A 2,593-nucleotide genomic window follows, 5' to 3' on the forward strand; every position below is an offset into this window, starting at 1 on the left:
AACCCCCTAACCACCTAGAATTAAACTAGCCCAGCCTTCGGGAGCTAGTTCAGTAGAGTTATGCCCACCTTGGATTTAGGACAATGCCATTACGCCCAAAAGATCATTTCGATTTAAAAGACGCTGCATTCTATTTGGCAGAAATCCTCACTGAGGATGCCTTGAGTGAGAATAGGTTCAGAATGGAACCTGCCGCTTCCTTGCCGAAATTTCATGGCGTTGCCACGTGGATTAATAAATTCCTATACATCGTTCTGAAAATGGAAACACCTAGTGGAACGGCCTTTGTAGGCTTTGAAGCCGTCTTTCAGCCTAGGGGAACTTTTCACAAATACTCGGTCGAGTATGAAAATGTCCATGACTTATGGGCATACGACATTGCCGGAGAATCGCTCCTCAAGAACCTTGATTTTGATGATCCGGATCGAATTATTTGGTTCAAAACTGATAGCAAACATTTCGTTCCATCTACATGGAGCGATGTGCTGGATCTGGAACACGCCTCAACACGAATATGGATACGGGATTAAAGGACTACGAGGTTACCCACACATCGTGGATACGTAGCGACACTTCTTCGCGGTAGGACAGCTGCTTCAATTTCATAAATACGGCGGGTCATATAGAAATCCCCTCCAGCGTGTGCGTTCACACGCTGGAGGGGATTCGCAGTGATTAAGTCGCGTCAGCGATACAGGCTACTTAATGTAGCTCTGCATGCCCGGCTCAAGCTCAGTTGCGCCGGAAGGTACGGACTTAATGTCGGCACGCGGGGCGTCGGCAGGCAGTGCATTGCCAACCTCTCCAGGTTCTTGACCCTCAGCATCGCTGCTGCCGTTGTCATGGCCGGAGTTTTCACCCTCAGGAGCATCCTGGTGGTTAGGCTGGTGGCCCTTGCCACCATGGCTATCATTCGGATTTTCCTCTTGGTGGCCGACCTCATCGAAGTGGTCCTTGATGATCTTGCCCAGGCCAATGCCCGGAATCAGGATGAGCCACCATGGGGTCTTTCCGCCATCCTTCTTAGAGGTGACAGTCTGATCCTTGTCGTTGATGTCCTTGTGGTCAGCGATGTGGTTCGGCTTCTCCGAAGTAGTACCCGGAGTCTCCTCGCCCTTGTCATTGACTTCGGTGGAGGTGAGCTCTTCGAAGGCAACCGCAGCCTGTACAGGCTCCTTCACATCATCGTTCACGGTGATGGTCACAGGAACCATGCCGTGGGACTTCTCCGGCGTGAAGGTCTTCTCACCAGTACCCAGAACAGACTTGCCGTCCTCCTTGTTAATGAGCTCAGCCTTCAAGGTGTATTCCTTACCCGGAACCAGACCCTCATAGGTCACATCATCAACAATCTTGGCACCAGCAATAACCTCGTGGGAACCCTTCTCGAAGTCAGCGTTAGTGGTGATCTTCGGGGTCTTCTCAGAAGCCTCCTTCGGAACAGTCTGATCCTTGTCGTTGATGTCCTTGTGCTCACCGACGTGGTTCGGGTTGTCCTTATCGGTCGGCTTCTCCTCACCGTGCTTATCCACCTGGGTGGAAGTCAGCGTCTCGAAAGCAACCGCAGCCTCAACAGGCTCAGTTACCTTCTCATCGACAACGATGGTGACAGCCTCAGTACCATTAGCGCTCTCCGGAACGAAGGTGTGACCCTTGGTCTCACCAAGAACGGTCTTACCGTCCTCCTTGGAAATCAGCTGCGCATCCAGAGTGTACTGCTTACCCGGAACCAGACCCTCATAGGAAACCTGGTCCACAACCTTGGCACCAGCAACAACCTCACGCAGGCCGCCCTCGAAGTCCGCATTAGTGGACACCTTCGGGCCTTCCTCAGAAGTTACAGTCTGATCCTTGTCGTTGATGTCCTTGTGATCAGCAATCTCATTCGGGGTCTTAGAATCGGCAGGCTTATCCTTACCGTTCTCATCAACCTCGGTAGAGGTCAACTCCTCGAATGCAACCGCAGCCTCAACCGGCTCCTTCACATCATCGTTCACGGTGATGGTCACAGGAACCATGCCGTGGGACTTCTCCGGCGTGAAGGTCTTCTCACCAGTACCCAGAACAGACTTGCCGTCCTCCTTGTTAATGAGCTCAGCCTTCAAGGTGTATTCCTTACCCGGAACCAGACCCTCATAGGTCACCTCATCGACAATCTTGGCACCAGCAACAACCTCGTGAGAACCATCCTCGAAGTCAGCATTAGTGCTGATCTTCGGAGTCTTCTCCTCGTCACCCTCACCAGGGGTACCCGGCTCCTCCGGCTTATCCGGAGTCGTCGACCCGCACTCCGAAGGCTCCTCAGTCTTAGAAGTCTCGGAAGCTGCAGAGGACGTGGTCTCTACAGACTCGGTTCCAGAAGGCTCACTGGATTCAGACGAAGACGGTTCCTCAGACTCAGAAGGGTTCTCGCTCTCAGAGTCACCCGGCTCCTCAGACTCGCAGGTCTCACTGGTCTTCGAGGTAGAAGATTTCTCCGAGGAAGAAGACGCAGAGGTCTCACCCTCGCCACCATCACCAGGCGTACCTGGAACCTTTTCGGTAGTGGTGGTGGTCTGCGGAGTGGTGGTCTCGGAAGGCTTCTCAGACTTTA

2 protein-coding genes are annotated in these 2,593 nt (G+C 52.9%); one reads left to right on the forward strand and one right to left on the reverse strand.

What is annotated here, in order from left to right; translation table 11 throughout:
* Positions 1–83: 83 nt before the first annotated feature.
* Positions 84–530, forward strand: coding sequence for a hypothetical protein (locus CORTU0001_RS09630; RefSeq protein ID WP_034668701.1), 447 nt, complete (start codon positions 84–86; stop codon positions 528–530).
* 168 nt (positions 531–698) lie between these two features.
* Here CORTU0001_RS09630 and CORTU0001_RS09635 read toward each other — a convergent pair.
* The coding region (locus CORTU0001_RS09635) for a VaFE repeat-containing surface-anchored protein (protein WP_034668702.1) at positions 699–2,593 on the reverse strand (1,895 nt) is incomplete at its 5' end.

Source organism: Corynebacterium tuberculostearicum SK141 (genome assembly GCF_000175635.1).
In the GTDB taxonomy this organism is placed as follows: Bacteria; Actinomycetota; Actinomycetes; order Mycobacteriales; family Mycobacteriaceae; genus Corynebacterium; species Corynebacterium tuberculostearicum_C.

What these genes read in the sequence shown, in the direction of transcription:
- CORTU0001_RS09630 (WP_034668701.1), top strand. Translation starts at nt 84, where the DNA reads ATGCCATTACGCCCAAAAGATCATTTCGATTTAAAAGACGCTGCATTC.